This window comes from Cellulomonas aerilata, assembly GCF_007991755.1.
GTDB classification, from domain to species: domain Bacteria; phylum Actinomycetota; class Actinomycetes; order Actinomycetales; family Cellulomonadaceae; genus Pengzhenrongella; species Pengzhenrongella aerilata.
On record NZ_BJYY01000002.1, the window covers coordinates 136,092 to 157,400 of the forward strand.

A 21,309-nucleotide genomic window follows, 5' to 3' on the forward strand; every position below is an offset into this window, starting at 1 on the left:
CCGAGCGTCGGTCGGGGGGAGCCGACCGGTGGTCGCGTGCGACCGGGTCAGCCGTCGGTGCCGGACGACGCCTCGGTGGCCGGGCCGGACCCACCACCGCTGCGCGTGCGGCGGCGGCTGCGGCTGCGGCGCGGCTGGTCGCCACCGGACGCGGCCGGGCCGACGCCGGCCTCGACCGGCTCGGCCGCCGTCGCGCGGCTCCGGTCGGCCTGGCCGGTCCCGTCGGAGGTGCGCGGGGTCGCCGGGCGCCCGTCGGCGCCGTCGCGCGAGCCGGACCCGCTGCGGCCGGAGCCACTGCGTGCGCCGTCGCTGCGTGCGCCGTCACCGCGCCCGCCCTCGCGGCGGCCGCCGGAACGAAGGCCGCCCTCGCGCCCGCCGGAGCGGGACCCGCCGTCACGTCCGCCGTCGTGCCCGCGCCCACCGCCGGCGCCACCGGCCGGCGAGTGCCGCTTGCCGGTCTCCCCGAGGTCCTCGAGCCTCTCGCCCTCCAGACCCTCGCGGGTCCGGGCTGCCTGCGGCAGCGTGCCCTTGGTCCCGGCCGGGATGCCGAGGTCGGAGTACAGGTGCGGGGAGCTGGAGTACGTCTCGACCGGCTCGGGGATGCCCAGGTCGAGCACCTTGTTGATGAGCCCCCAGCGCGGCAGGTCGTCCCAGTCGACGAACGTCACCGCGGTGCCCTTGTTGCCTGCGCGACCCGTGCGGCCGGTGCGGTGCAGGTAGGTCTTCTCGTCCTCGGGGCACTGGTAGTTGACGACGTGCGTGACGTCGTCCACGTCGATGCCGCGGGCCGCGACGTCGGTCGCGACCAGGACGTCGACCTTGCCGTTGCGGAACGCCCGGAGCGCCTGCTCGCGCGCGCCCTGGCCCAGGTCGCCGTGGATGGCGCCCGCGGCGAACCCGCGGGCCACGAGCTCGTCGGCGACCTTGGCGGCGGTCCGCTTCGTCCGGGCGAAGACGATCGTCAGGCCGCGGCCCTCCGCCTGCAGCAGCCGGGCGAGCACCTCGACCTTGTCGAGGGCGTGCGCCCGGTAGACGACCTGCTTGATGTTCTTGACCGTCTGGCCGCCGTCGTCCGGGTCGTTGGCGCGGATGTGCGTCGGCTGGGTCATGTAGCGCCGGGCCATGGCCACGACCGCGCCCGGCATGGTCGCCGAGAACAGCATGGTGTGGCGCGAGGCGGGCGTGCGGGACAGCAGCTTCTCGACGTCCGGCAGGAAGCCCAGGTCGAGCATCTCGTCGGCCTCGTCCAGGACGACGCAGCCCACCGCGGTCAGGTCCAGGTAGCCCTGGTTGAGCAGGTCGATCATCCGGCCCGGGGTCCCGACCACCACGTCGACGCCGGACTGCAGCGCGCTGACCTGCGGCTCGTAGGCGCGGCCCCCGTACAGCTGGACGATGCGGACCGAGCGGCGCGCGGACGCCGTCTGCAGGTCACCGGCGACCTGGACCGCGAGCTCACGGGTGGGGACGACGACGAGCGCCTGCGGCTTGCCCGGGGCGCGCAGGGTCTCGTGGCCCTCCTCGCCCGGTGCCACCACGCGGTGCAGCAGCGGGATGCCGAAGCCGAGGGTCTTGCCGGTCCCCGTCTTCGCCTGGCCGATGATGTCGTGCCCGGACAGCGCGACCGGCAGGGTCATCGCCTGGATGGGGAACGGGCTGAGGATGCCGGCGTCGGCGAGCGCCTGGACGATCTCGGGGCGGACGTCGAAGTCCGCGAAGGTCGGGTTGTGCGCCTGCACGCTGCTGTGCTCGGCGGGGCCCGCGGAGGGCTCGAAGGTGTGGTCGGTCGTGGTCACGTCAGGTGCCTCACGTGCTGGTCAGCGAGAGGGCCGGGCGCTGGCCCGGGAGACGGCGGGCGCTGACGCGGGTGCCGGGTCGGGAGCGGGCCTCATCGCTGAGGAGTGGCCGGCAGCCGATCGTGGAAGTGTCACCGAGCCAGGCGCGGGGCGTCTGCGGGGCGATGCGGTCGGGACGACCGGGCAACCGATGTACGCGTCCATGCTATCTGACGCCGGTCCGGGCGCATCGGTAGGGTCTGGAGGATGACCTCAGCCACGACGGCGCCACCCGAGAGCGCCGACCGGACCGACGTCCTGGCGCTGCTCGGCCTGGTCGCCCACCTCGAGCTCGTGGCCTTCACGCGTCTCGCCGCCGACTCCGCGCTCGCGCCCACCACCGACCAGCGGCTGCGTCTGATGCGGTTCTCGGCGGGCGCGGTCGCGCGCCTGGAGCGGATCTTCGAGCACATCGAGGAGCTGGGCGGTCGACCGGACGCCGAGCTCGAGCGGTACGCCCGCGTCCTGGAGGACTTCGACGCCCGCACGACCCCCGGGTCCTGGTGGGAGCGGATGCTCAACGCCTACGTCGGGTACGGCGTCGCCGACGACTTCTGCAAGGCCGCCGCCGCCGGCCTGGACCCCCGGACCCGCGAGCTGGTCATGGACGTGCTCGACGGCGCCAGCCACGCCGACCTGACGGTCGCCACCCTCTCCGAGGCCGCGGCGCGCGACGACGTCCTGGCGTCGCGGCTCGCGCTGTGGGGCCGGCGGCTGGTCGGCGAGGCGCTCGGTGTCGTGCAGACGCTGCTGGTCAGCCAGCCGGCGCTGGCCCGTCTAGCGCTGGACGGCGGGGACGCCGGTGCGGACCGCACGGCCCCGACCGGGACGGCCCCGACCGGGTCGACCCCGGCGGACACCGCGGAGCTCACCGCCCGGCTGTTCGGCCGACTGACCGCCGAGCACACCCGCCGGATGGGACGGCTCGGGCTCACCGCCTGACGCACGCGACGACGGGCGCCGTCCGCAGCTGCGGACGGCGCCCGTTCGGTGCCCTGCGGTCGTGCGGCGGGTGTCCCGCCGCTGCGCTCAGAGCGAGCCGAAGCCCACCCGGCGCGTCTCCTCCGAGCCGATCTCGACGTACCCGATCGAGCGCGTCGGGACGATGAGCCGACGGCCCCGGCTGTCGCGCAGTTCGAGGAACGGCTTGCCGTCCAGCGCCGCCTGCACGGCGCCGGCGACCTCCTCCGACGTCTGGTCGGACTCGACCACCAGCTCGCGGGCCAGGTGCTGCACGCCGATCGTGATGTCCACGGTGCCTCTTCTCCGTCGTGTCCCCGCGGCCTGTCATCCGGTCGCGTCGTGCCGGCACCGCCTGAGCCGGTGCGCGAGCCGCCGTCAATCCTAGGCGGTCGTGCCGTACTCGTAGTCCTCGCGGATCAGGCCCGCCACCCCGTGCCACGCCAGGCGCGCGACGAGGTCGACGGCGTCGTCCACCTCGAGGCCGCCCCCGCCGCGGAAGCGGCTGGTGGCGCCGGTCTGCGCCATGCCGACGAGCGTCGCCGCGAGCAGTGCGGTGTGGTCGGTGGGGAGCCCGGTGACGTCCCCGAGCACCCGGGCGATCCCGCGGGCGGCCTCCGATCCGGCGCCTTCCACTCGTGCCCGGACGGCGGCGTCGTGCGTGACGTCGGACTCGAAGAGCAGCGACGAGGACTCCCCGGCGACCTCCACGAAGTCGAAGTACGCCCGTACCAGCGCCTGGACGACGCCGCGGCCGTCGCCGCGGTGGACCGGACCCTGCTCGATCGGCTCCAGCGCCTGGTCGACCGCGCGCAGCAGCTCGACCCCCTGCTCCTCGACGACGGCGAGGTACAGGTCCAGCTTGGAGGGGAAGTGCCGGTACAGGACGGGCTTGGACACCTGGGCGCGCTCGGCGATGTCGTCCATGGAGACGTGGTGGAAGCCGTCGCCGGAGAACAGGTCGCGCGCGACCAGGAGGACCTGGGCCCGACGGGCGTCGCGCGGCATGCGGGGGCTGCGCGGTCGCTCGGCTGGGGTCACCCGGCGAATGGTAGCCAGCACCCCTGACCGGGGGGACGATATGCCGGTGCGCCCCAGCCGGAGGTCCCCCGCCGTGCTGCCGGGGACCTCCGCCCGGCACGCGCGGGGCCCGCGGACGCGGCGCGGAGTGCTCGGCGGGGTCCGGGCGGGCGTCCGGGCGGGCCTGGGTGCGCGCGGCGCTGCCGCCCCCGGAGCGGTCCGGACGGTCGTCCCGGTGGCCGGTGGTGCGCGCCCCGCGGGGGCGCCCGTGGCCGGCGGCGCACGCCCCGGTGCGCTCGCGGTGGCGGTCGCCGCCCTGGGGCTGGCCGCGGGCCTGGGCACCGGCGCGGCGGTGCAGGGGCTGCCCGGTGGCGCGGACCCGGGCGTGGCCGGGTCCCGGGTCGCGGGCGAGGTCGGCGCCGCCTCCGGCGCCACCGACGTGGCGACGGCGCGGGCGGCGTTGACGCGGCCCTCGACCGAGCGAGCCCCCGGGCCCGTCCCCGCGGCGTCCGGCGAGCCGGCGGCCGCGAGCGTGGCGGAGGTGGGGGCGGCGGCGGAGCTGGCGGCGCTCGCGGAGCGGCTCGAGGCCGCGGCCGGGGGGCTGCCCGGTGACGTGCGGCCGCTGCCGCTGCCCACGGTCGTCCCCCGGGACACGGTGGGGCCGGTGTGGCTGTCGCCGACGGACCGGGCCGACGGGCTGCTGTCCGTCGAGGTGCTCGAGTCGGGGTCCGGCGTCCTGGACGTCGTCCCCGGGTCGTCCCCGGCGCCCGGGACCGCGCCGGTGACGTCCGTGCGCGTCGAGGTCGAGCAGGGGCTGGCGGTCGACGGTGCGGCGTTCGCGGGCGTCGTGATGGCTACCCTCAACGACCCGCGCGGCTGGGGCGCGCAGGGGGCGGTGACCTTCGCCCGGACCGACGGGCCGGCCGACGTGCGCGTGGTGCTCGCGTCCCCCGCGACGGTGGACGCGATGTGCGCGCCGCTGCCCACCGCCGGCCAGGTCTCCTGCGGCCGCGACGGCCACGCCGTGCTGAACCTGCGCCGATGGGTGGAGGCCACCGGCGAGTTCGCCGACCGGCACCTGTACCGCCAGTACCTGGTGAACCACGAGGTCGGGCACCTGCTCGGGCACACGCACGAGGAGTGCCCCGGCGCCGGGCAGCCGGCGCCGATCATGCAGCAGCAGTCCTACCGCGTGGCGCCCTGCACCCCCAACGGGTGGCCCTTCCCGTAGGTCAACGCGGGGCCGGGTGGGCCGGTGCGGGCGGGGTGTCCCACGTCCCGCGCGTCGCGGGCACGGGCATGTCGGTGGCGCGTGATGTGATCCGTGCCGTGACCGCCTCCCTGCTCCTCGAGCCGACCGGGGTGCGACTCGTCCGTCCGTCCGTCGTGGGCGGCGGCGCCGTCGCCCTGGACGCCGACCAGCGCCGCGTCGTCGACCGGGTCTGCGCGCCGGACCTGCGCGCCCTGCTGGCCCTCGGCGCCCCGGGCACCGGCAAGACGACCACGGCGATCGAGGCGGTCGTCGCCGCCACCGACGCGCTGGGCCTGACGCCCGACGACGTCCTGGTGCTCGTGCCGACCCGCCGCGCCGCGGCGGACCTGCGCGACCGCCTCTCCGCGCGCCTGAGCCGCACCGCCGGGCAGCCGATGGTCCGGACCGCCGCGTCGGCCGCGTTCTCCGTCCTGCGGGCGCGGGCCGCACACCTCGGCGAGCCGCCGCCCACGCTCATCTCCGGCCCCGAGCAGGACCTGCTGCTCGGTGAGCTGCTCGCCGGGCACGCCGCGGGCGACGGGGTGCCGCTGAGCTGGCCCGCGGCGGTCCCCGCCGACGTGATCGGCGTGCGGTCCTTCCGCGACGAGCTGCGCGACCTGCTCATGCGCGCCGCCGAGCGCGGTCTGGCACCGGACGACCTGGCCCTGCTGGGCCGGCGCCACGGCCGCGCGGAGTGGGTCGCCGCGGCGCAGCTGTACGGGGAGTACCTGGACGTCACACGGCTGCGGCAGTCCACCCCGGACGCGGGCGACCGGTTCGACCCGGCCGTCGTCGTCGACGAGGCCGCCGAGGCGCTGCTGGCCTGGGACGACGAGGTGCCCGGTGCGGCCCGCCCTCGCTGGCGGCTCGTCGTCGTCGACGACCACCAGGAGAGCACGGCCGCCACGGCGCGGCTGCTGCGCGTGCTGGCCGACGACGGCGCGCGGCTGCTGCTGCTCGCCGACCCCGACGAGGCCGTTCAGACCTTCCGCGGGGCGTTCCCCGCGCTGGTCGGTCGGGCGACGGCGGCCGGCCGCGGGCTCGGCGAGCTGGGCGCCGAGAGCCTCCTGCTCGGCACGGCCTGGCGGCAGCCGGCGGCCCTGCGGGCGGTCACCACGGCCGTCACGCAGGGGATCGGGTCGGTCGCCGGGGTCCGGCACCGCCGCGCGGTCGGCCGTCCGGACGGCGCCACCACGGGCGCGACGGCACGGGTCGCGATCCTGCCCAGCCCCGCCCAGGAGGCCGCGTACGTCGTGCACGCGCTGCGCAGCGCGCACCTGGAGCGCGGTGTCCCGTGGGGGCGGATGGCGGTCGTCGCCCGGTCCGGCGGCCAGGTCACCGCGCTGCGCCGCGCCCTGGCCGGCGGGTCGGTCCCGGTCTCGGTGCTGGGCAGCGACGTGCCGCTGCGCGAGGAGCCCGCCGTCCGCCCGCTGCTGCTGGCGCTGCGGTGCGCCCTGGACCCGGTGACGCTCGACGCGGAGGCCGCGACGACCCTGCTGACCTCCCCGTACGGCGGGGCGGACGCGGTCGGGCTGCGCCGGGTCCGTCGCGCGCTGCGGGCCGAGGAGCTCGCCGGTGGCGGCGGCCGGGCCAGCGACGCGCTGCTCGTGGAGATGCTGCAGGACCCGGCGCGGACCGCGACGCTGCCGTCGACCGTCCGGCGCGGGCCCCGCCGGCTGGCCGAGCTGCTCGCCGCGGGCCGCCTGGCCGGCCTCGAGCCGGGCGCCACCGCCCAGACGGTGCTGTGGGCGGTGTGGTCCGCCGCCGGGCTGGCCGAGCCGTGGCGACGGGCGGCGCTCGCGGGCGGCGCAGCCGGGGCGCGCGCCGACCGGGACCTGGACGCCGTCCTGGCGCTGTTCCGCGCCGCCGAGACGTTCGTCGACCGGCTGCCGCAGGCGGCGCCGCTGGCGTTCGTCGAGTACCTGGAGTCCCAGGACCTGCCGTCGGACAGCCTCGCCGCCCGCTCGGCCGACGCCGACACCGTGGCGGTGCTCACCCCCGCGGGGGCGGCCGGGCGCGAGTGGGACGTCGTCGTGGTGGCCGGCGTGCAGGACGGCACCTGGCCGGACCTGCGCCTGCGCGACTCGCTGCTGGGCGCGCAGGCGCTCGTGGAGCTGCTGGCGGGCCGGTCCGCCGACGGGGAGGTGGCCGGCGGCGAGGCCCGGGCCGCCGTCCTGGCCGACGAGCTGCGGTCCTTCGCGGTGGCCACCTCGCGCGCGCGGCGTGCGCTGCTCGTCACCGCGGTCGCCGACGCCGACCAGCAGCCGTCGCCGTTCGTCGACCTGGTCCAGCCGCCCGACGGGTCCGGTGAGGCGGGGGACGGCAGCGACGAGCGTGACGAGCGGCTGGCCACCGCTCCGGCCCCGCTGGACCTGCGTGGGCTGGTCGGGGTCCTGCGCGCACGCCTGGAGGAGAGCGTGGCCCGGCCCGGCGGGCGGCCCGACCCGCAGGCCGTGCAGCTGCTGGCCCACCTGGCGCGCCGGGGCGTCGAGGGCGCGGACCCGGCCCAGTGGCACGGCCTCGCGCCGTTGACCACCACCGAGCCGTTGTGGCCCGAGAACGAGAAGGTGCCGGTCTCGCCCTCGAAGGCCGAGACGGTGACCACGTGCGCGCTGCGCTGGGCGCTGGAGACGGCCGGCGGGACCGTCGCGGACGGCACGAGCCAGACGCTCGGGACGCTGATCCACGCGATCGCGCAGACCCTGCCGCGGGGCACCGAGAGCGAGCTGCTCGCCGAGCTGGACCGGCGCTGGCTCGAGCTGGGGCTGCGTCCGGGGTGGCCGTCCCTCGCCGAGCGCCGGCGGGCCGAGGCGATGGTCCGCCGCCTCGCCGCGTACGTCGCGTCGGCCGGTGAGCCGGTGCTGCTGGAGGCGCCGTTCAGCGTCGAGCTGGACCGCGCGGTCCTGCGCGGGGTCGTCGACCGCGTCGAGGACGTGGGCGACGGGCTCGTCCAGGTCGTCGACCTCAAGACGGGCAAGCGGGCGCCGACCGCCGGCCGGGCCGAGGACAACCCGCAGCTCGCGAGCTACCAGCTCGCGGTCACCGAGGGCGCCTTCGACGGGCTCCCGGCGGGGTCCCGCAGCGCCGGGGCGCAGCTCGTCTTCGTCGCCCTGGGCAGCAGGCCGACCGTGCGCCGGCAGGCGGGGCTCGAGGTGACCGAGGACGGGTCGACGTGGGCGCACGCCATGGTCGACGGCGTCGCGACCACGATGGCGGCGTCGGCGTTCACCGCGTGCGTCAACGACCTGTGCACCATGTGCCCCGTGCGCACGAGCTGCCCGGTGCGGCCCGAGGGTCGGCAGGTGGTCGAGTGAGCGGGCTGTCCGCCGTCGCGATCGCCCGGCTGCTCGGTCGCGACGAGCCGACCCCGGAGCAGGTGCGCATCATCGAGGCGCCCCTGGAGCCCATGCTGGTGGTCGCCGGCGCGGGGTCCGGCAAGACCGAGACGATGGCCGCGCGGGTCGTGTGGCTCATCGCCAACGGGCTCGTGGCCCCGCACGAGGTGCTCGGGCTGACGTTCACGCGCAAGGCCGCCGGTGAGCTCGGCGACCGGGTGCGGCTGCGGCTGCGCCGGCTGCTGCGGGCGATGCCCGAGGCCGGCATCCCGCTGCCGCCCACCTTCGCGGCCGGGGGCGCCGGGCCCGGGAGCACGCCCACGCCCGCGGGCGCAGGCGCCGGCGCCGGTGGCGGTCTGGACCTGGCCCGTCCCACCGTGTCGACGTACAACTCCTACGCGGCGTCCCTGGTCACCGACCACGCGCTGCGGCTGGGGATCGAGCCCTCCTCTAGCCTCCTGGGGGAAGCGGGCCAGTGGCAGCTCGCCCACGAGGTGGTCGACTCCTGGGCCGGGGACCTGGACACCGACGCGGCGACGTCCACGCTGGTCAACGCCGTGCTGTCGCTGTCCGGCGCGCTCAGCGAGCACCTGCTCGACCCGGCGGACGCCCGGCGGGAGATGGAGCACCTCGTCGAGCGCATCCTCGAGGTCCCCGACGCCGCGCCCCGCAAGGGCCCGTACGCGGACGTGGAGAAGCTGGTGCGCTCGCTCGGTGAGCGCGCGCGCGTGCTGGAGGTGGTCGAGGCCTACCGGCGCCGCAAGCGCGCCGCGGACGCGATCGACTTCGGTGATCAGGTGGCGATCGCCGCCCGGCTCGCGCGCGAGGTCCCCGCGGTGGGGGAGATCGAGCGCGCCCGGTTCCGGGTCGTGCTGCTGGACGAGTACCAGGACACGTCGCACGCCCAGCTCGAGCTGCTGTCCTGCCTGTTCGGCGGCGGCCACCCCGTCACCGCGGTCGGCGACCCGCACCAGTCCATCTACGGCTGGCGCGGGGCGAGCGCCGGGGGGCTGGAGCGCTTCCCGGAGCGCTTCCCGACCACCGTGGGCGACCGCACGGCGCCCGCGCCGGTCCGGTACCTGTCCACGTCGTGGCGCAACGACCACGCCGTCCTGGATGCCGCCAACCACGTCGCCGGACCGCTGCGCGCAGCCGGTCGGACCGGCGCACGGGGGGACGACCCGACGGGCAGCCCCACCGGCAGCCCCACCGGCACCGTCGCCGTCCCGCGCCTGGAGGCCGCACCCCGGGCCGGGCGCGGCACCGTCGTGGCGACCTACCCGGCGACGGTGGAGGAGGAGGCCGCGGCGGTCGCGGGCTTCGTGCTGCAGCACTGGCGCCCCGCCGGTCGTGGCCCGGGCGGGTCGCGGGTGACCGCCGCCGTCCTGTGCCGCAAGCGCTCGCAGTTCGACGCGCTGGAGGTCGCGCTGCGCGCCGCGGGCCTGCCGGTGGAGGTCGTGGGCCTCGGCGGGCTGCTGCACACCCCCGAGGTCGTCGACCTGGTGTCGGTCCTGCGCGCGGCGCACGACCCGTCGCGGGGGGACGCGCTGGTCCGGCTGCTCACCGGCGCGCGGGTTCGCCTGGGCATCGCGGACATGCACGCCCTGGCGCAGTGGGCTGCCGAGCTCGCGGGCGCCCACGACGCGCGGGCGCGACGGGGTGTGCGGGCCGGCGCCGCGGAGGACGACGCCCCGGTCGTCGAGGGCGACGTCGTCGACGACCGCAGCATCGTCGACGCGCTGGACGACCTGCCTCCGCGCGGGTGGCGCAGCCGGACCGGCCGGACCCTGACACCGGACGCCCACGACCGGCTCGAGCGCCTCGCGTCGCTGCTGCGCGTGCTGCGCTCGCACACCTACCTGTCCCTGCCCGAGCTCGTCGCCGAGGCGGAGCGGCTCCTGGGCCTGGACATCGAGGTCGCCGCGCGGCCGGGCACCAGCCACGGCCGCGCCCGGGCGCACCTGGACGCGTTCCGGGACGTCGCCGTCCAGTTCAGCGACGGGGCCGACACCCCGACGCTCGGGGCGTTCCTCGCCTGGCTCGGCGCCGCGGAGGCCCAGGAGGACGGCCTCGACCGGCCCGTCACCGAGCCGGACCCCGACGCCGTGCAGGTCATCACCATCCACGGGGCCAAGGGCCTGGAGTGGGACGTCGTCGCGGTCGCCGGCCTGGCCGACGGCGTGCTGCCCGCCACCGCGACCTCCGGCAAGGACGGTCCCGTCGACAGCGGGTGGCTGACCGGCCTGGGTGTGCTGCCGTACCCGCTGCGCGGGGACGCGGCGGAGCTCCCGGACTTCCCGGTCGAGCAGGCCGGCCACAAGGAGCTCGAGGCGCTGCGCCGGGAGTTCCGCCGCGACGTCGGCGCGCACCTGGTCGCCGAGGAGCGGCGGCTGGCGTACGTGGCGCTGACCCGCGCCCGGTCCGCGCTGCTGCTCAGCGGGTCGTGGTGGCGGGACCGCAAGGACCCGCAGCCGCCGTCGCTGTTCCTCGGCGAGCTGGTCCGCGCCGGGCTCGTGACCACCGACGACTGGGCCCCGGAGCCGGCCGACGGCCAGGCCAACCCGCGGACCGCCGAGCCGGTCAGCCACCCTTGGCCGTCCGACCCCTTCGGGACGGGGCCGCGTCGCGCGCACGTCGGTGCGGCGGCCGCTGCGGTGCGGACCGCGATGGGCGCACTCGAGGAGCCGGACGGCGCCACCGGGGGGCGCACCGCACCGGCCACCGGGCTCGCGCTCGGTCTGGAGGTGCCGCTCGCCCGGACCGCGGAGCTGCTGCTCGCCGAGCGCGACCGCCTGCGCGACCCGTCGGTCGACGTGCCGCTGCCGGCGCACCTGTCGGCGTCGGCGCTCGTGCGGCTCGCGGCCGACCGTGACGCGTTCGCCGAGGCGCTGCGCCGTCCGGTCCCGCTCGAGCCGTCCGTGCAGGCGCGCCGCGGCACGGAGTTCCACGCGTGGGTCGAGCGGTACTACGGCGCGGCCTCGCTCGTGGACGTCGACGCCCTGCCTGGCGCCGACGACGACTCGGTCGCCGTGGACGCCGACCAGGCGGCCCTGCGCCAGGCGTTCCTGGCGACCCCCTGGGCGGCGCTGCGGCCCCGGGCGGTGGAGGTCGACATCGAGACGCCCGTCGCCGGGTACGTCCTGCGCTGCCGGGTCGACGCGGTGTTCGACCTGCCCGACGGTCGGGTCGTGGTGGTCGACTGGAAAACCGGTCGCCCGCCCGCCGACGACGCGGCCGCCCGCGCGCGCGAGGTCCAGCTGGCGGTGTACCGGCTGGCGTGGGCCCGCTGGTCCGGCACCCCGGTCGACCGGGTCGACGCCGCGTTCTGCTACGTGGGGGCGGGGGTCACGGTCACGCCCCGGCGACTGCTGGACGAGTCCGAGATCGAGGCGCTGCTGGACGAGGCGGCGGCCGGGTGAGCCGTCCCCCGCTCAGGCAGGCACGCGCTCCGGCGGGCACGCGCTCCGGCAGGCACGCGCTCCGGCGGGCACGCTCAGAAGGGCACGCGCCCGGGCAGGCGTGCGCTCAGGCGAGTGACGGCTCGCTGACCGGCTCGCGGGTGTGCTCGTCGAGCTCCTGGAGCATCTCCACCGCGTCCGCCACGACCGACTCGTCGCGCGAGCGCACCCCGTAGAGCAGCCATCGGGCGAGCGCCAGCTCGCCGGCGAGCAGGGCGCGGTCGAGCAGGTGCGGGTCCACCATCTCGGTCCGGCGCAGCTGGTAGGCCTCGAGGATCGACTCCACGGCGTCCTCCGGGGCCGCCACGACCAGCCACGCCAGGTCGTCGGCGGGGTCCGCGACCTGGGTGTCGCCCCAGGCGAGGATGCCGGTCACCGTGTCGCCGTCGGTCAGCACGTGCTCCGCGCTGAGGTCGCCGTGCACGACCGTGGGGCGGAAGCGCCACAGCGTGACGTCCTCCAGCCGCTCCTCCCAGCGCCGCAGCAGTGCGGGCGGGACCTTGCCGGTGCGGGCCGCCTCGTCGACCTCGGCGAGCCGGCGGGCGCGGTACGCGGCCGCGTCGTAGGTGGGCAGCCCGGCGTTCTCCACCAGCTCGACCGGCAGCTCGTGCAGGGCGGCCAGCGCCCGGCCGAGGGACGCCGCCAGCCCCGGGCCCGCCCGCAGCGCCTCGATGTGCAGCGGCTGACCGGGCACCTCGCGGTGCACGACGGCCCGGCCGCCCTCCGGCAGGTGCGCGAACCCGGCCGGACGTGGCGCGGTGAAGGGGACGCGGCCGCCGGCGACGTGCTCGGCGAGCAGCTCGAGCAGCGCGGTCTCGGCCTCGAGGGCCGCTCCGGCGCCGGGGCTCACCGGGGCACGGACGACCCAGCGACGGCCCTGGGCGTCGATGACGACGGCCGTGTCGACGTCGCCGCCGGCATTCGCGGGCCGGCGCACGTCGAACGCGTCCAGCCCGGGGATGGCCACGGTGGCCAGGGCCGCGAGCGAGAGAGGTGAGCGAGGCACACCGCCAGGGTAGGGCGAGCCCCGTGCGATCCCGGGCCGCCGGGTGGGCGTGTCCGCATCCCGTTAGCGTGACGGCGTGGACTGGACCGATCTCCCTCTGGCTCGTGCGACCGTCGACCGTGCGGCCGAGCGGCGTGCCGACCCCGAGCTCGTGGCGGGCCTGCGTGCGCTGGACTCGACCGGCGTCGTGCTCGTCCACCGCGGGCTGGTCGCGACGGTGGCGGACGCAGACGGCTCCGCGCTGGACCTGCTGGCCCCGGCGGACGTCGCCGACGCGGCGCCGTCGGCCGACGGCTGGCTGTTCCTCGGCGCCGACGACGCCCGCGGCTACCTCGCCCTGGTGCTCGCCGATGCCGACGCGGACGCCGGCACCGAGGCGGACCCGTCCGTGCCGCCCGCCGACCTCGAGGGGTTCGCCGGCGGCGACGGGGCCGGGCGGGCTGCGGCCGAGCGGGCCGCCGCGCTGCAGGGGGAGCTCGTCGCGGGCCGCCAGTGGTCGCACCTGCGTCAGGTCGGGGCGGCGATGCCCGGGCGGGACGCGGGCCTGGGCGTGACGGCGGTGGCGCTGGCCGCCTGGCACCGCACGCACCGGTGCTGCCCGCGCTGCGGGACGCCGACGGTCGTCGCGCACGCCGGGTGGGTCCGGCACTGCCCGACGGACGGCACGGACCAGTACCCGCGCACGGACCCGGCGGTCATCATGGCGATCGTCGACGCCGACGACCGGCTCCTGCTGGGCCACGCCGCGCACTGGCCCGAGCGCCGGTTCTCCACGCTCGCCGGCTACGTGGAGCCGGGCGAGAGCCTCGAGCAGGCGGTCCGCCGGGAGGTGGACGAGGAGGTCGGCGTCACGGTCGGCGAGGTGGCCTACCGCGGCAGCCAGCCCTGGCCGTTCCCGGCCTCGCTCATGCTCGCCTTCCGCGGCACCGCCACGTCGACGGACCTGCGGCCCGACGGCGTCGAGGTCACCGAGGCGCGGTGGTTCACGCGCGCCGAGCTCGCCGACGCCGCCGCCGCGGGCGACGTGCTGCTGCCCATGCGGGCGTCCATCGCCCGCGCCCTCATCGAGGAGTGGGCCGGGACCGAGCTCCCCGGGGCCTGACGGAGCCGACGACGGGTCGTCGTCGGCTCCGGACCGCCACGCCCGGCGTGGCCGCTGGGTCAGCTCGCGAGGCGAGCGGTGACCTCCGCCAGGGACGGGTTCGTGGCCGCCGAGCCGTCGGGGAACACGATCGTCGGGACCGTCTGGTTGCCGCCGTTGACCTGCTCGACGAACGCCGCGGCGTCCGGGTGCTCCTCGATGTTGACCTCGGTGTACTCGATTCCCGCGGACCCGAGCTGCGTCTTGAGCCGGCGGCAGTAGCCGCACCAGGTGGTCGAGTACATCGTGATGGTGCCCGCGGCGGGCGTGGTCAGCGACATGGGAAGCCTCTCGTCGGCAGGTCGGGTGCGACATCGGTGCGCGGCCGCGGATCGCTCCACGGTCGCGCTCCCACAACGACGACGAGGGGAAGTTCCTTCCCGGGCCGCTCCTGTCCCCACCGGCGGTGCACCGGCGGGACGTGTGGGTGCGGGCTGGGAGGATCGAGGTGATGTCAGCCGACCAGATCCTCGAGGCCCTCGACCCGGAGCAGCGCGCCGTCGCCCTGGCGCTGCGCGGTCCCGTCTGCGTGCTCGCCGGCGCGGGCACCGGCAAGACCCGTGCCATCACGCACCGCATCGCCTACGGCGTGCGGACCGGGGTCTACACGCCCACCACCGTGCTCGCGGTCACCTTCACCGCCCGCGCCGCGGGGGAGATGCGCACCCGGCTGCGCGAGCTCGGCGTCGCCGGCGTGCAGGCCCGGACCTTCCACGCCGCGGCGCTGCGCCAGCTCGGCTACTTCTGGCCCAAGGTCGTCGGCGGGGCGCCGCCGCGGATCCTGGAGCACAAGGCGCCCGCCGTCGCCGATGCCGCCGGGCGGCTGTCGCTGTCGGTCGACCGGATCGCGATCCGTGACCTCGCCGGCGAGGTGGAGTGGGCCAAGGTCTCCCTGGTCACGCCGGACGACTACCCGCGCGCGACCGCGGCCATCGATCGGCCGGCACCGTCGGGCTTCGACCGGCACACCGTCGCCCGGCTCCTGACGACGTACGAGGACGTCAAGACCGACCGCGGGGTCATCGACTTCGAGGACGTCCTGCTCATGCTGGCCGACATGCTCGGCACCCGCGGCGACGTCGCGGAGACGGTCCGCGGCCAGTACCGGCACTTCGTCGTCGACGAGTACCAGGACGTGTCCCCGCTGCAGCAGTTCCTCCTCGACCAGTGGCTCGGTGGCCGGGACGAGCTGTGCGTGGTCGGCGACCCGAGCCAGACCATCTACTCCTTCACCGGTGCCACGCCCCACCACCTGCTGACCTTCCCGACCGCGCACCCCGGCGCCCAGGTCGTCCGCCTGGTCCGCGACTACCGCTCGACGCCGCAGGTGGTGGGCCTGGCGAACCGGCTCATCGCCCAGCGCGGCCGGCGCTCGACGACGGCCCTGGAGCTGGTCGCGCAGCGTCCGGCCGGCCCGCCGGTCGCGTTCACCGCCTACGACGACGACGAGTCCGAGGCCACCGGCATCGCGGCGCGGATCGCCCGGCTGGTCAGGTCCGGCACGCGCGCCAGCGAGATCGCGGTGCTCTACCGGACCAACGCGCAGTCCGAGGCGTTCGAGCAGGCCCTCGCCGCAGCGGGGATCGGCTACCTCGTGCGGGGCGGTGAGCGGTTCTTCGCGCGGCGCGAGGTGCGCGACGCGATCGTCCTGCTGCGCGGCGCGGGGCGCTCGGCCGACGCCGACGCGCCCATGCCGGAGGTCGTGCGTGACGTCCTGCTCTCGGCCGGGTGGGCGCCCGACCCGCCCGCGGCCCGGGGTGCGGCCCGCGAGCGGTGGGAGTCCATGCAGGCCCTGGTGGGCCTCGCCGACGACCTCGCGTCCCGCGGCGGGGCGTCCTTCGCGGACCTGCTCGCCGAGCTGGACGAGCGCGCGGCCGCCCAGCACGCACCGACGGTGGAGGGCGTCACGCTCGCCTCGCTGCACGCCGCCAAGGGCCTGGAGTGGGACGCGGTGTTCCTCGCCGGGATGAGCGAGGGCCTCATGCCCATCTCGCTCGCGGAGACCGACGAGGCGGTGGCCGAGGAGCGCCGGCTGCTCTACGTCGGGGTGACCCGGGCCCGGGAGCACCTCGAGCTGTCGTTCGCGCGCTCGCGCACCCCCGGCGGACGGGCGTCCCGTCGACGGTCGCGCTTCCTGGACGGGCTGTGGCCCGAGGACGGCCGCCGGCGCTCGGTGGGGACCGCGACGGCGCGCCCCGTGCTCATCGGCGAGTACGACGAGGGCCTCTACCAGCGGCTCAAGGACTGGCGCGCCCGGGTCGCGACTCAGACCGACAAGCCCGCGTACACCGTGCTGCGCGACTCCGAGCTCGCCGCGATCGCGGAGATGCGGCCGGCGTCCATGGCGGACCTGGCGCGGGTCAACGGCATCGGCCCGATGAAGCTCGACGCGTACGGACCCGCCCTGCTCGCGCTGGTCTCCGAGAGCGTTCCGGGCCGGCCCTGACCGGCCTCCGCACTCCGGTGGCGGCCCCGGTGCGACCGCCTCCGACATGCCGCTGACCTGCGGCGACGCGATCGCTGCGACCCGCGGGTAAATACCCTTGTGTGCGTCCTGGGAGCACCCCTACGGTGGACCCCGTCCCTGAGAGAGATCCGCGTCACACGCGCGGAGCCGGTCACCGTGAGGAGGTGCCGTCATGAACACCATGAACACCCACGTCGACGTCACCCGTCCGGCGACCCAGTCGCGCCGTCGGTACACGATCGCGCCCACCCCGGACGGTCTCCGGGGCGGAGCTGTGTCCATCGACGGCTTCCCGTTCGCCCGTGACCCCGCGTGTCCCTGGAACACGATGATCTGACAGCCGATCATCACGCCCAGGCCGCGGAGTCCCCACCAGGACCGCGGCCTTTCTCTTTGTCCCGAGCTCTCGGGATGGGGCCGCGGATCCCACGCCGGACCGCATCACCCATCGCGTAGGACAGCTCGGACACCAGGAGGACATCGTGCGGCGCAGCATGCTGCTCGAGAGCGTGAACCAGGGCGGGTCGGGACCCTGGCCGTCGGCGACCACCGTCGAGCTCGCGGACGACCGTCGGGACTTCGACCAGGTGGTGGCCGGACTCGTCCCGTGCCGGAACAACGACCCCGAGCTGTGGTTCGCCGAGCAGACCGCGCGGGTGGAGCGAGCCAAGGCGCTGTGCCGGGACTGCCCGCTGATCGCCTCCTGCCTCGCGGGGGCTCTCGAGCGCGAGGAGCCGTGGGGCGTCTGGGGCGGCGAGGTGTTCGTCGGCGGCACGGTCGTGGCGACCAAGCGGGGGCGGGGTCGTCCGCGCAAGGACGCCGCGGCGACCGCCTGACGGCCGGACGCCGTCCCGGTCGGCCCCGACGGCGCACGGCCCGCGGACGGTCGCGCCCCGGACGGCCCGTGGACGGTCAGGACCCCGTCGGTCCGGCCGCCGGCCGGCCCACCCCCGCAGCCGGCAGGCCGGTGCACCCGCAGTCCGGGTGCACCGGCCACCGGCGCAGGCGCGGGACGACGTCGGGCAGGGCGATCTCCAGGCTCGCCGCGACGACCGCGGGAGGCCGGCCGTCGAGCTGGGCGAGCACGGCGGCGGCCGCCAGCCCTCCGCCGACGACGGCGAGCACGGACTCCTCGGCCACCGCGCGCTGCCGCGGCGACGCGGCGAGCTGAGCAGCGACGACCGGCCAGGCCGGGTCGGCCGCGGTCCGGTGCAGGTCCAGGCAGCGCAGGCACGGGGAGCTGCCGGGCCGGACCAGCGGGCCGACCAGGACGTCGCCCTCCCGGACGACCACCGACAGGTGGACGACCTCGGCGGCCATCATCGCCCGCGCGCGGGCCGCGTCGGCGACGGCGTGCTCCACGCTGACCACGACGTCGGGCCGGGTCCGCTCCGCCGCGGACGTGCGGACCTCCGGCACCAGGTCCCGCAGCAGACGCGCGGCCGCCTCGGCCCGCGGTGAGCCGACGTCCCGGGCGCTGAGCCCCCCGGCGCCCAGGTCGCGGGTGGTGACCGGGGACGGGTCGTCGAGCAGCACGGTGCCCACGCCCGCGGAGGCGAGCGTCGTCGCCGCGGTCAGCGCGAGCCGTCCGGCGCCGAGGAACCCCACCACCCGGTCTGCGCGGGCACGCACCAGCGCGCCGCCCCCGCCGTCGTGGTCGTCGAGGACCAGCGACCAGGCCGCGGCGTCGGCGAGCGCACCGGAGGGCAGCGGCGGGACGGAGGCGGCCGAGCGCTGCGGTGCGGCGTCGAGCACCAGGCCGGCCTGGCGGAGCAGGTCCACCACGGCGTCGCAGGGACGGCCGTCCTCGTCGACCCGTGCGGTCAGGCGCTCCATGCGGGGCAGGACGCCACCGCCGTCGAGCGCCGTCAGGGCCCGCACCTCCGGCACCGTCAGACCGGTCAGCCGCACCGCCCAGCGCGGGTCGGTGCCGATCTGCACCTCGTCGGTGGCGCGCCGCAGCACGCGCAGCCCGGGACGCAGCCGCACCGCCACCACCTCCAGCACCGCCGGCCGACACAGCGGTCACCCGCACGTGCGCACGTGACCTCCGCCAGCCTGGCACCCGCGCGGCACCGCGCTCCGTCGTCCACAGGAACGGGAGGACGCCGGCCTGTCGGGTCCGTGGCCGGACATGCCGAGGGGCGGCCCGCTGCGCCGTGTGGCGCGCGGGCCGCCCCTCGAGCGGCGTGCGGTGGGGCGTCAGGCCTTGCCGAGGATCCGGTTCAGCTTGGTGCCGCACACCGGGCAGATGCCCTTGGCCATCTTGCGGCCGGACTCGGAGACGACGACGTTGCCCTCGGTCTCGCGCTTCTCCTTGCACTTCACGCAGTAGAACTCGCCCTTGTAGGTCTCGTCAGCCATGGATGACTCTCCGTTCGATGTCTGTGCTCGCCGTCGCGCACGTCCGGCGGTCGGCGGCAAGGTCGCAGCGGCCGGTCGGCCGCACTGCCGTGCACGGACACAGTAGTGGCCGGTCCTGCTCGGCACGCACGCCGGCGCCGCGTGGCGGCGGGCGGCCATGCACGCACGGGTGACTTCGTCTGCAGCCACCCGGGGGACACCGGGGGTGATCTGCCACGCCCTGTCCGGCGGGGCGGTTAGCGTCAGGGCGTGCAGCAGAACCCGCCCGGACCCATCGAGGTGCGCCGGAGCCGCAAGCGGGTCCGGACCGTGACCGCCTTCCGCGACGGCGACACCACCGTGGTGTCGATCCCGGCGCGATTCACGCGCGCCCAGGAGCGCGAGTGGGTGCACCGGATGGTGACGCGGCTGGCCGCGCAGGAGCGCCGCCGTCGGCCGTCCGACGAGCAGCTGGCCACCCGCGCGGCGGAGCTGTCCGCCCGCTACCTGGGGGGGACCGCCTCGCCCACGAGCGTGACCTGGTCCAGCAAGCAGGGCCGCCGGTGGGGGTCGTGCACCCCGGTCGACGGCACCATCCGGATCTCCACGCGCGTGCGCGGCATGCCGAGCTTCGTCCTGGACTACGTGCTGCTGCACGAGCTCGCGCACCTGCTCCAGCCGGGGCACGGTGCCGAGTTCTGGGCGCTCCTGAGCGCGTACCCGCGCACGGAGCGCGCCCGCGGGTTCCTGGAGGGGGTGTCGTTCGGCGAGGAGCGCGGCGGTGCCCGCCCGGACGACGCCGCCCGGGACGACGGCCACCCGGACGACGACGACACGGACGGCGACGACCTGGACGGGGACGACGTCGTCGCCCGGGACGACCTCGCGGACGAGGACCTCTAGCGCACCGTCCCCGGCGCGGCGCCGCCGGTGTCGTCCGTGCCGTCCCCGGTCCCTGTCCCATCCCCGGTCCCGCCGTCGCCCTCCGGCCCCGACCCCGGCGCCCGGCCGAAGATCTCGTCCAGGGCCCGGTCGACGTCGGCGTGCGCGTCCTCGCTCTCCGCGCGCCGGGCCGCGTAGCCGGACGGGTCGTCGAGGTCCTGGGCGGTGGGCAGCAGGTCCGGGTGGTCCCAGACGGCGTCCCGGGCGCCGGGTCCGCCGGCCCGCGCGATCTGCGCCCACAGCGCCGCGGCGTCACGGGAGCGGCGCGGGCGCAGCTCGAGCCCGACGAGCGTGGCGAACGTCTGCTCGGCCGGACCCCCGGCCGCGCGGCGGCGCTGGATCATCTCGCGCAGCGCGACGGCGTGCGGCAGGTGGGGGAGCGCGGCGGTCGTGGTGACCTCGTCGACCCAGCCCTCGACGAGCGCGAGCGCGGTCTCCAGCCGGGAGAGCGCCGCCTCCTGAGCCGGGGTGCTGTGCGGGGCGAACACCCCGCCGGACAGCGCCGCCTGCAGGGCGGCCGGGTCCGTGGGGTCGATCGACCGCACCGCGTCCTCGAGGCTGTCGACGTCGATCGTGATGCCGCGCGCGTACGCGTCGACGATGCCGAGCAGGTGCCCGCGCAGCCACGTGACGTGCGTGAACAGCCGTGCGTGCGCCGCCTCGCGCAGCGCGAGGAACAGCCGGACCTCCTCGACCGGGGCGTCCAGGCCGTCGGCGAACTCGGCGACGTTCGTCGGCAGCAGCACGGTCGCGGGCTCCCGGAGCAGCGGCAGACCGAGGTCTGTCGCGCCGAACACCTCGCGGGACAGCGCCCCCGCCGCCTGGCCGACCTGCATGCCGAACACCGCCGACCCGAGCTGGCGCAGCAGCTGCAGCGGGTCCAGGCCGGCGCCCGGCATGCCGGGGAGGCCCGCCATGCCGGGGATCCCGGCGAACCCGACGCCGTCGCCGGGCCCCGTCAGGCCCTCCGGCAGCTGGCTGCCGAGCGCGCTGGCCAGCGCGTCCGCCAGGGAGCCCGCCACCGGCTCCGCGAGCAGCCGCCAGGTCGGGAGCGTGTGCTCGACCCACTCCGAGCGGCTCCACGCCCGGGACCCGCCGCCCGACGGGGGAAGGTCGGTCGCTGCGTCCAGCCACAGCTCGGCCACCGACAGCGCCTCGGTCGCGGCGCGGACCTGGGAACGGGTCAGCGACGGGTCACCCTCGGCGACGGCGGCCTGGCGGGCCACGTCGTGCGCGACGTCCCAGTTCACGGGCCCGTCCCCGGACGCGGCGAGCATCCGCTGCACCTGCGCGAGCACGTGCCCCAGGGTCTGCGGGTCGCTCGGCAGACCTGCGGCGGCCGCCATCGAGGCGGGGTCCATGCCGCGGGCGCGCAGCTCGCGCAGCGCCTCGTCCGCGTCCTCGCCGAACATCGACCGCAGGAGCTCTTCCCACTGCGGGGGCTGGCCACCGCCCGGTGCGGCGGGGGGTTCGCTGGTCATCGGGGCCTCCGGAGGTGATGGCGGCGGACGCTCCACGGTAACCACATGCGTGCGCCGCGCGGCCAGGCG

The 21,309-nt window shown here is 76.9% G+C and carries 17 protein-coding genes; 9 read left to right on the forward strand and 8 right to left on the reverse strand.

Annotated elements, in window-relative coordinates; all coding sequences use genetic code 11:
- Window positions 1-47 precede the first annotated feature (47 nt).
- Complete coding sequence (locus tag CAE01nite_RS03815) at window positions 48-1,796, reverse strand: DEAD/DEAH box helicase (RefSeq protein ID WP_146900200.1); 1,749 nt, start codon at window positions 1,794-1,796, stop codon at window positions 48-50.
- 246 nt (window positions 1,797-2,042) lie between these two features.
- Between CAE01nite_RS03815 and CAE01nite_RS03820 the strand changes: the two genes are divergently transcribed.
- Window positions 2,043-2,777 (forward strand): ferritin-like fold-containing protein, encoded by a 735-nt coding sequence (locus tag CAE01nite_RS03820; protein ID WP_146900203.1) that lies wholly within the window; start codon window positions 2,043-2,045, stop codon window positions 2,775-2,777.
- An 87-nt stretch (window positions 2,778-2,864) separates the two neighbouring features.
- On the opposite strand, the gene CAE01nite_RS03825 is transcribed toward CAE01nite_RS03820, so the two are convergent.
- Together CAE01nite_RS03825 and CAE01nite_RS03830 are read right to left on the reverse strand one after the other, a co-directional pair.
- Window positions 2,865-3,089 (reverse strand): DUF3107 domain-containing protein, encoded by a 225-nt coding sequence (locus tag CAE01nite_RS03825; protein WP_146900206.1) that lies wholly within the window; start codon window positions 3,087-3,089, stop codon window positions 2,865-2,867.
- A gap of 90 nt (window positions 3,090-3,179) precedes the next feature.
- Window positions 3,180-3,836, reverse strand: a complete 657-nt coding sequence (locus CAE01nite_RS03830) for a TetR/AcrR family transcriptional regulator (RefSeq protein ID WP_246130987.1) — start codon at window positions 3,834-3,836, stop codon at window positions 3,180-3,182.
- Between the two features lie 46 nt (window positions 3,837-3,882).
- Between CAE01nite_RS03830 and CAE01nite_RS03835 the strand changes: the two genes are divergently transcribed.
- The 3 genes from CAE01nite_RS03835 (at window position 3,883) to CAE01nite_RS03845 (ending at window position 11,821) form a co-directional block, all read left to right on the forward strand.
- The gene (locus tag CAE01nite_RS03835) at window positions 3,883-5,046 is read left to right on the forward strand and encodes a DUF3152 domain-containing protein (RefSeq protein ID WP_246130988.1); all 1,164 of its coding nucleotides are present in this window, start codon (window positions 3,883-3,885) and stop codon (window positions 5,044-5,046) included.
- Window positions 5,047-5,144: 98 nt separating this feature from the next.
- Entirely contained in the window at window positions 5,145-8,381 is a 3,237-nt protein-coding gene (locus tag CAE01nite_RS03840; RefSeq protein WP_246130989.1) for an ATP-dependent helicase, read from the forward strand.
- Window positions 8,378-11,821, forward strand: coding sequence for an ATP-dependent helicase (locus CAE01nite_RS03845; protein ID WP_146900212.1), 3,444 nt, complete (start codon window positions 8,378-8,380; stop codon window positions 11,819-11,821). Before CAE01nite_RS03840 ends, CAE01nite_RS03845 begins: the two co-directional genes overlap by 4 nt.
- Before the next feature lie 106 nt (window positions 11,822-11,927).
- Here the strand turns inward: CAE01nite_RS03845 and CAE01nite_RS03850 are convergent, their stop codons facing one another.
- Window positions 11,928-12,866: a phosphotransferase gene (locus CAE01nite_RS03850; RefSeq protein ID WP_146900215.1), complete on the reverse strand. Its 939-nt coding sequence runs from the start codon at window positions 12,864-12,866 to the stop codon at window positions 11,928-11,930.
- A 76-nt stretch (window positions 12,867-12,942) separates the two neighbouring features.
- Between CAE01nite_RS03850 and nudC the strand changes: the two genes are divergently transcribed.
- On the forward strand, window positions 12,943-13,968 hold the full coding sequence (nudC, locus tag CAE01nite_RS03855; RefSeq protein WP_146900219.1) for an NAD(+) diphosphatase: 1,026 nt from the start codon (window positions 12,943-12,945) through the stop codon (window positions 13,966-13,968).
- Between the two features lie 59 nt (window positions 13,969-14,027).
- On the opposite strand, the gene CAE01nite_RS03860 is transcribed toward nudC, so the two are convergent.
- The gene (locus CAE01nite_RS03860) at window positions 14,028-14,288 is read right to left on the reverse strand and encodes a mycoredoxin (RefSeq protein WP_146900222.1); all 261 of its coding nucleotides are present in this window, start codon (window positions 14,286-14,288) and stop codon (window positions 14,028-14,030) included.
- 170 nt (window positions 14,289-14,458) lie between these two features.
- On the opposite strand from CAE01nite_RS03860, the gene CAE01nite_RS03865 reads away from it, so the two are divergent.
- The 3 genes from CAE01nite_RS03865 to CAE01nite_RS03870 all read left to right on the forward strand — a co-directional run bounded on the left by CAE01nite_RS03865 (window position 14,459) and on the right by CAE01nite_RS03870 (window position 17,310).
- On the forward strand, window positions 14,459-16,453 hold the full coding sequence (locus CAE01nite_RS03865) for an ATP-dependent helicase (RefSeq protein ID WP_146900225.1): 1,995 nt from the start codon (window positions 14,459-14,461) through the stop codon (window positions 16,451-16,453).
- A gap of 193 nt (window positions 16,454-16,646) precedes the next feature.
- Entirely contained in the window at window positions 16,647-16,811 is a 165-nt protein-coding gene (locus CAE01nite_RS17995) for a hypothetical protein (protein WP_186816402.1), read from the forward strand.
- 145 nt (window positions 16,812-16,956) lie between these two features.
- Entirely contained in the window at window positions 16,957-17,310 is a 354-nt protein-coding gene (locus CAE01nite_RS03870; protein ID WP_246130990.1) for a WhiB family transcriptional regulator, read from the forward strand.
- A 76-nt stretch (window positions 17,311-17,386) separates the two neighbouring features.
- On the opposite strand, the gene CAE01nite_RS03875 is transcribed toward CAE01nite_RS03870, so the two are convergent.
- On the reverse strand, window positions 17,387-18,463 hold the full coding sequence (locus CAE01nite_RS03875) for a ThiF family adenylyltransferase (RefSeq protein WP_146900228.1): 1,077 nt from the start codon (window positions 18,461-18,463) through the stop codon (window positions 17,387-17,389).
- 213 nt (window positions 18,464-18,676) lie between these two features.
- Entirely contained in the window at window positions 18,677-18,838 is a 162-nt protein-coding gene (locus tag CAE01nite_RS03880; protein ID WP_146900230.1) for a DUF5679 domain-containing protein, read from the reverse strand.
- Between the two features lie 249 nt (window positions 18,839-19,087).
- Between CAE01nite_RS03880 and CAE01nite_RS03885 the strand changes: the two genes are divergently transcribed.
- Window positions 19,088-19,720 carry a M48 metallopeptidase family protein gene (locus CAE01nite_RS03885; protein ID WP_307724968.1) on the forward strand — a complete coding sequence of 211 codons (633 nt, stop codon included), beginning with the start codon at window positions 19,088-19,090 and terminating at the stop codon, window positions 19,718-19,720.
- Here CAE01nite_RS03885 and CAE01nite_RS03890 read toward each other — a convergent pair.
- Window positions 19,717-21,240, reverse strand: coding sequence for a zinc-dependent metalloprotease (locus CAE01nite_RS03890; protein ID WP_146900233.1), 1,524 nt, complete (start codon window positions 21,238-21,240; stop codon window positions 19,717-19,719). The two genes, CAE01nite_RS03885 and CAE01nite_RS03890, sit on opposite strands and share 4 nt — an antisense overlap.
- Window positions 21,241-21,309 lie beyond the last annotated feature (69 nt).

What these genes read in the sequence shown, in the direction of transcription:
- CAE01nite_RS03820 (WP_146900203.1), top strand. Translation starts at nt 2,043, where the DNA reads ATGACCTCAGCCACGACGGCGCCACCCGAGAGCGCCGACCGGACCGAC.
- CAE01nite_RS03860 (WP_146900222.1), bottom strand. Translation starts at nt 14,288, where the DNA reads ATGTCGCTGACCACGCCCGCCGCGGGCACCATCACGATGTACTCGACC.
- CAE01nite_RS03865 (WP_146900225.1), top strand. Translation starts at nt 14,459, where the DNA reads ATGTCAGCCGACCAGATCCTCGAGGCCCTCGACCCGGAGCAGCGCGCC.
- CAE01nite_RS17995 (WP_186816402.1), top strand. Translation starts at nt 16,647, where the DNA reads ATGAACACCATGAACACCCACGTCGACGTCACCCGTCCGGCGACCCAG.
- CAE01nite_RS03880 (WP_146900230.1), bottom strand. Translation starts at nt 18,838, where the DNA reads ATGGCTGACGAGACCTACAAGGGCGAGTTCTACTGCGTGAAGTGCAAG.
- CAE01nite_RS03890 (WP_146900233.1), bottom strand. Translation starts at nt 21,240, where the DNA reads ATGACCAGCGAACCCCCCGCCGCACCGGGCGGTGGCCAGCCCCCGCAG.